This is a genomic window from Chloroflexus sp. MS-G, from assembly GCF_000735195.1.
In the GTDB taxonomy this organism is placed as follows: domain Bacteria; phylum Chloroflexota; class Chloroflexia; order Chloroflexales; family Chloroflexaceae; genus Chloroflexus.
On sequence record NZ_JPIM01000179.1, the window covers coordinates 1 to 5,959 of the forward strand.

4 protein-coding genes are annotated in these 5,959 nt (G+C 57.5%); all 4 read left to right on the top strand.

Features of this window, described 5'->3' with window-relative positions; translation table 11 throughout:
- The coding region (locus tag JE47_RS0119245; protein WP_031461306.1) for an efflux RND transporter permease subunit at positions 1-1,420 on the top strand (1,420 nt) is incomplete at its 5' end.
- Positions 1,421-1,465: 45 nt separating this feature from the next.
- A complete protein-coding gene (locus JE47_RS0119250; protein WP_031461307.1) occupies positions 1,466-3,016 on the top strand; it encodes an HlyD family secretion protein in 1,551 nt (516 codons plus the stop codon).
- 113 nt (positions 3,017-3,129) lie between these two features.
- Positions 3,130-3,753 carry a TetR/AcrR family transcriptional regulator gene (locus tag JE47_RS0119255; RefSeq protein WP_031461308.1) on the top strand — a complete coding sequence of 208 codons (624 nt, stop codon included), beginning with the start codon at positions 3,130-3,132 and terminating at the stop codon, positions 3,751-3,753.
- 597 nt (positions 3,754-4,350) lie between these two features.
- On the top strand, positions 4,351-5,472 hold the full coding sequence (locus tag JE47_RS0119260; RefSeq protein ID WP_031461309.1) for an NAD(P)/FAD-dependent oxidoreductase: 1,122 nt from the start codon (positions 4,351-4,353) through the stop codon (positions 5,470-5,472).
- Positions 5,473-5,959: the final 487 nt, after the last annotated feature.

A 5,959-nucleotide genomic window follows, 5' to 3' on the forward strand; every position in this document is an offset into this window, starting at 1 on the left:
TCGGGTCGGCTTTCCTGGTTTTCCAGAACGGGCTGAGTTTAGCGTTACCCTGGTTGGCCGAACACCAACGCTGCCCACCCAGGAGCGCTTGCGCGCACAGTTGGATTTCTTGCCCCGTCTGAGCTTCTCGGTGCCGAGTTTCCAGCCGTCAAGTGCCGGTGTCGAAGGACGTGAGTTGCAGGTTAGTTTACAGACAACTGGCCCGGCGACTGAGCTAGCTCCTATCGTGGAAGCGATTAAGCGCGAGATGGCTGCTATTCCAGGCTTAGTTGACATAGATAGCAACCTGCAAACGGGTAAGCCAGAGCTACGTCTCCGCGCCGACCCGACCCGGATCGGTGAGCTGGGTATCACCAATGAAGATATTGCCACGTCGGTGCGTGCCCTGATTAATGGTGACCGCGCCACTGTCTTGCGGACTGAAAAAACCGATCTCGACATTGTGGTACGGTTAGCCCCTCAGGATCGGGCCGGTGTCGAGACGTTGGGTGCGATCAGTATTCCGACCCGTTCCGGTATCGTGCCGCTTAGTTCGTTGGGCACTGTCGAACTCGCATCAAGCCTGGTCTCGATCCGACGCTACGACCGCCTGAACCAGGTGTTGATCGGCGCTAACCTTGAAGGTGTCAATCTCACCGATACCCAGGCCGCATTGCAGGCACGTATCGAGGCCCTAAATATCCCATCGAATGTGATTGTCAGCTACGTCGGTACCTTCGCCCAGACTAACGAAGGCTTCTCATCGCTCTTCCTGGCAATGGGTCTCTCGGTGCTTTTCGTGTATATGGTGTTGGCGTCACAATTTGGCAGCTTCACGCAACCGCTGGTCATTATGATGGCGATGCCATTTAGCTTCATTGGTGCCTTCCTCGCGCTGCGCCTGGTCGGGATCGATCTCGACATCACCGGCATGATCGGTCTGATCATGCTCCTCGGCCTGGTGGTGAAGAACTCGATCCTTCTGGTCGACTTTACCAACCGTTTGCGCGATCTGGGCCTCGATAAACATTCAGCGCTCAAGCTGGCCGGTGCAATTCGTTTGCGGCCAATCTTGATGACAGCCCTCTCGCTAGTTGCCGGTGCAATGCCTACGGCGCTTGGCATCCACGTGCTGGCAACCGGTGAAGGTAACGAGTTCCGCAAAGGTTTGGCCTGGGTTCTGATCGGCGGTATGCTTACCTCAACCCTCCTAACATTGCTAGTGGTACCAACAGTGTACAGCCTGATGGATGCTGCGGTCACCTGGCTGAAACAGCGGTTCGGGCTTGGTCAGGTGCATGAAGGGTTTGAGCTACCGGCGCCTGGGCCTGCTGGAGCGGTTGCAGCGGCGCAGTCTGCTACTTCGGTTGCTGCGCCAACAACGCGACCGGCTAGTCCAACATTGCCATCGGCGCCGGCCGGTGAACCATCAGCAGATTAAAGATATAGGAAACAGCTTGCAAAGGAACAAGGAGCTTACAGGATCATGCGACGGATAATTGTGACGACATGCATTGGCGGGCTATTCACGGTTCTGGTCGGTTGTGCTGCCCCCGCTCCGGCGCCGACAGCCGTGCCTACCGTTGCCCCGCAGGTGCAACCAACAGCCGCACCACAACCAACGACGGCACCAATAACCCTTGAGCTACCAGGTCAGACGATTAGCCTAGGCGTAACGGCCGGTGGCGAAGTGGTAGCCCGCAATAGCGCCGAGCTGAGCTTCCGTATTCCCGGTGTGGTTGCCGAGGTCTTTGTTGCTGAAGGCGATGCGGTGAAAGCAGGCGATCCACTGGTAGCGCTCGATGCGCGCGAACTGGAATTGCAGGTTGCCCAGGCCGAAGCTAGTCTGGCTCAGGCTCGTGCAAACTACGAACGGCTGATTGAGGGCGCAACACCTGAAGAGATTGCCGCGGTCCGTGCCCAGGTTGCACAGGCACAGGCGGCACTTCGCCAGGCACGGGGCAGTGTCACCGATGCCGACATTGCTGCTGCCGAAGCTGCTCTGGCTCAGGCGATTGCTCGCCGAAACGATCTCCTCGATGGGCCGAGCAATGCTGAGCTAACCGCAGCTCGTTCAGCAGTTGAGCAGGCAGAGGCTAATCTGAACATCCAACGGACAAACCTTTCGGCAGCAAAGAGCAACGCCGAGCTACAAATGCAGCAGGCGGCAAATGCGCTACGCGACGCTCAACAGGCCTATTCCGATCTCTACTGGAAAAACCGTGAGCGTGAGCAGCAACTGGCAAAGTTCGGTTTAGAGTTACCGAAAGAGGCAAAAGACGCTGAAGAACAACTGTTGCGTGCCGTCGAGTCGGCAGAAGCGCGTTACAAGCAAGCCCAACTGGCTTACGAACAGGCGCGTCAGAATGAGATCGATGGAATTGCAGCAGCCGAAGCCCAATTGCGAACGGCACAGAGCAACTTACAACGCCTGCTCGACGGGCCAACTGCCGATCTCGTAGCAGCCGCCGATGCAGCCGTTGCTCAGGCTCAGGCTACGCTTGAACGCTTGCGTGGCGAACAGCGTGCCGGGGCATTGGCCGCAGCCCAGGCCGGCGTCGAAGCTGCACGGGCTAACCTCCAGCGCATTACCGCCCCACCAACGGCACAGAGCCTGGCTGCTGCCGAAGCAGCAGTGAAAATTGCCGAGGCTGCGCTGGCCGCTGCCAAACTCAACCTCGAAAAGGCCGTGCTCCGTGCACCCTTTGATGGGATCGTCGCTCAGGTGAATGTCGATCCGGGTGATCTGGCTGCAACGGGCGCCCTGCCGGTCGTGCGTATTGTTGACACGAGCGAAATGTACGTCGAGGCAGCGATCAGCGACACCGACATCGCCCGCGTCCGTGAAGGTCAGCGGGTCGAAGTCCGGCTCGATGCCCTGCCGGGTAAGGTCTACACCGGAACGCTTGATTTCGTAGCACCCGTTGCAAATGTGGTAGGGAATGTGCGAACCTTTACCGTGCGGGTGAAACTCGACGACCAGCAAGGATTGCGTGCAGGAATGAGTGTTCGTATTACTATCCTTACCGATAAGTAATTTTTTGCACCGATGCCGCAGTCGCGGAACGTTCCCGGCTGCGGCATTCGTGTCGAAAATATGGTATATTGCCGGCTAAAGCAGTTGCCTTAGTCGGATGATGTGAGATGACTATGAGCACGACGCTCCGCGAACGCCGCCGCCAGATGCTACGTGATGAAATCCTTGCTGCTACCCAGCAACTCATTGCCGAGCGCGGATTTGCTGCGCTAGCTATGGACGAACTGGCGGCACGGGTTGGTATCTCGAAACCAACGCTGTATAATCAATTTCCCACGCGCGAAGATCTGCTTGCCGCCATGATTGCGCGACTGATCCGCGATCTCTTTACCGCTGCTGCCATCGGCGAACCAACCGATCGTTCTCCATTACAGCAGCTTTGCGATCTGTTACACGCCAGCATTGAATTTCAAATCCGTCATCAGGCGGCTGCCTTTCAACTCTGGCTACCCGAAGTGGCTGAACTGCTGGAAAAACATCCGCACTCGCGTGATGAGCTGCTTCACGCCCAGGCCCGAGTCTGGCGTCTGGCTGAAGCAGCAATTGCCCATGGCGAGGTTGCCGCCGATCTCCAGCCGGTTGACATTATCCGTACTTTTTCATCGTTGCTCTGCTTCCCTTTCGTCGGTGGCCGTAACCTGCCACCAATCAGTAATCCATCTGAAACTGCCGATCTGGTAGTACGAATCTTTCGCCAGGGGTTGCAAATGTTGCCATCGGAAGCGGAAGTTGGCTGATGGGCAACCGTAAGATTGGGCTATCACCTCATCCTCACAACAATAGAAAGTCGGGGTGAGTAATCAAGTTCACGTAACGATGGGCATCTGGCCTGAGCGTTTGGATTGCTGAGGCATGGATGCAGTAGTCCAGAGAAAATCGGTTCTTAGAGCGTGTCTGAAAAAATGTTGAGTTATGTAAAACACTGAAACTTGACTTCAGCAAGCCAATCATTCCTTCAATCCCTGGTCAGCAAGGGAATATTCAAGGGAATTGAAGAAGAGCCTGATGCAGTACCGCTGCACCTCCGGCCCCGTCTCCCGTTGGGGCGAAAAATTTTTCGCCCCAACACCGAACGCGAACCTATCCCCGCGCACTGGCGGGGAGGGAGGTTGGGGGAGGTGGCAGAAGTGCGAACTGGACCTTTTGCATATATCGTCATGCCCCCCTTTTCCGGGCCTGGTGGGGTGGGTCCTTGCCTCGCCCCTCCTCGTGTATCGGATTGCATCCATCACCGAGGTTCGTCCACCGTGATATGATGCATGAGTAATTCGGATCGGCGCTTGATAGCCGCTGTCTTCCCCTGGTTGGCAGAGCGAATGTTGTAGCAGATAGTTATGTTAAATCAACCGGTTTGGGCAGATATTCCACCTCCATCCTTCCCGTCGCTCACCGATACGATAGCGACGGACGTGTGCGTTATCGGTCTGGGTGGTTCGGGTCTGAGCTGTATCAACGAACTGCTTGCGATCGGTGTCAGCGTTGTCGGGATCGACGCAACAACGATTGGTGGTGGCGCTGCCGGGCGAAACGGTGGCTTCTTGCTCGCCGGGCTGGCCGCTTTCTACCACGATGCCGTCGCCGCGATTGGCCGGGAGCGGGCAGCGATGATCTACCGCTTGACCGTCGCCGAAATTGAGCACATGGCGGCGCTGATGCCGAACATTGTGCGTCGAGTCGGCTCGTTGCGTATCGCTGCATCACCGGAAGAAGAAGCCGATTGTCGGGTACAAATGCAGGCAATGCGTGCCGACCGTCTTCCGGTGGAACCGTACCATGGTTCGGAGGGTGAAGGGTTACTTATTCCGACCGACGGTGCTTTTCAGCCACTCCACCGTTGCTTCTGGCTGGCCGAACAGGCACAGCGCGGAGGAGCACTTCTTTTTACACATACCCCTGCCCTCGCTATTACTGATACTACTGTTGATTGCCCTAACGGACGCATCCACGCCCGCTACGTGATCGTCGCCGTCGATGGCGGTCTTGAGCGATTGCTTCCCGAATTACGTGGTACGGTGCGTACTGCCCGACTACAGATGCTGGCAACCGCACCTGATCCCCACTGCACCATTCCACGCCCCGTTTATACCCGTTGGGGCTACGACTACTGGCAGCAGTTGCCAGATGGACGGATCGCACTTGGCGGGTGCCGTGATCGATTTGCCGCTGCTGAATGGGATGCTGCCCCAGAACCATCCCAACCGGTGCAGGCGATGCTTGAGCAAATCTTACGCGAACGGATCGGTAGTCGCGCTGCGATCGAGTACCGTTGGGCCGCACGGGTGGCCTATCGCAGTGACAGCATCTTGCCGATTGCTCGTCAGGTGCGGCGCGGGGTTTGGGCCATTGGGGCGTATAACGGAACCGGTAACGTGATCGGTGCTCTTTGTGGACGGGCCGTGGCTCACGCGGCAGTACGCGGCGATACAGAGCTGCTCGATTTGCTTGGACGGGAATAATAACCGTAGAGCAGGTAACGCCGGGCAAGGTACGTTGCTGACAGTTGGACCGCTTACCGTCCTCTGAGGCTAAGTTCCTATCCGAATATCTTGTTGTCACGTCCACGACTGATGAACCCTGTCAGTGGCTCCCACACGATGGACATCCGGCCTAGCGCCGACGGCATCCAGGGTAGGGCACGGCGCCACGGTGTCCCTGGGGACCCACTAGCGCATCGACAATGTCTATGCAGCCAACTCGCATTACGGCCATCAGGTACATCCCGTGTTCATCGTCCTGTAGGGGCGATTTGTGAACTGCCTCTCCTTTATCAGCGGATAGGGGAAGCGACAGATGCCTCCGCGACTGGTGTGGTCTGGATAACGGTGCATCGCGTCGGCATCTTGCATGGGGCAATTTGCCGTCGGTACACCCCGACGCCACTGCGGTCTTGTAAGGATGGCCCTCACCCCCGGCCCCTCTCCCGCGCTGCGGGAGAGGGGTGAT